The sequence below is a fragment of the Streptomyces phytophilus genome, assembly GCF_013870535.1.
In the GTDB taxonomy this organism is placed as follows: domain Bacteria; phylum Actinomycetota; class Actinomycetes; order Streptomycetales; family Streptomycetaceae; genus Streptomyces; species Streptomyces phytophilus.
Window position 1 is genome coordinate 1 of the sequence record NZ_JACBXC010001736.1, and the last position, 1,011, is coordinate 1,011.

Genomic DNA, 1,011 nt, shown 5'->3' on the forward strand with positions numbered 1-1,011 from the left:
GCCGGTCCGCCCAGCGCGGCAGCCACCAGTTCGCCCGCCCGAGGAGCGTCATGGTCGCCGGCACCAGCACCATGCGGACGACCGTCGCGTCCGCCAGCACCGCCACCGCCATGCCGACGCCGATCATCTTCACCGTCACGTCGGGGTCGATCGCGAAGCCCGTGAACACCGCGATCATGATGGCCGCCGCGCTGGTGATGACCCGCCCGGTCGCCGCGAGGCCGCGGACGACGCTGCCGTGCGCGTCGCCGGTGGCGAGCCAGTCCTCCCGGATCCGGGAGAGCAGGAAGACCTCGTAGTCCATGGACAGGCCGAACAGGATGGTGAACATCAGGATCGGCACCCAGCTCGACACCGGCACGCTGTGCGGCAGGCCCAGCAGTTGCGCGCCGGTGTCGGTCTGGAAGGCCACGGTCATCACGCCGTAGGCCGCGCCGACCGACAGCAGGTTCATCACCGCCGCCTTCAGCGCCACCACCGGGGCCCGGAAGAGCACGGTGAGCAGCACCAGCGACAGTCCGACGACGAACGGGACCACCACCCACAGCCGCGTGGCGAGCCGGTCGGAGATGTCGGCGAACACCGCGACGACGCCGGTGGCCTCGGCCCCCTGTGGCAGCACGTCGGCGCGCAGCTCGTCCAGCAGGTCCTGGGTGCGCTCGTCCTGCGGCCCCGTGGTGGGGGTGACGGCGATGACGGCGGCGTCGCGGACCTCGTTGAAGCTGGGCGGCGACACGGCGGCGACGCCGTCGGTCGCGGCGATGTCCTCGCCGAGCGCGGGCAGGTTCTCCGCCGGTACCGCGGTGAGGTCCACGGCGATCTGCAGCGGGCCGTTGGCGCCCTCGCCGTACTCGGCGGCCACCAGGTCGTACGCGCGCCTGGTGGTGTTGGAGTCCGGCTGGCTGCCCGCGTCCTGCGGCCAGGTGCGCATGCCGAGGATGGGGGCGGCCAGGGCGAGGAGCACGACGAGCGCGCCGAGCGCGGAGACCGCGGGGCGCTTGGTGACGCGGC

General features: G+C 73.2%; 1 protein-coding gene. It reads right to left on the reverse strand.

Going from position 1 to position 1,011, the window contains the following annotated elements; genetic code table 11:
* On the reverse strand, positions 1–1,011 hold a 1,011-nt coding region (locus H5J30_RS35625; protein ID WP_181791919.1), incomplete at both ends, for an MMPL family transporter.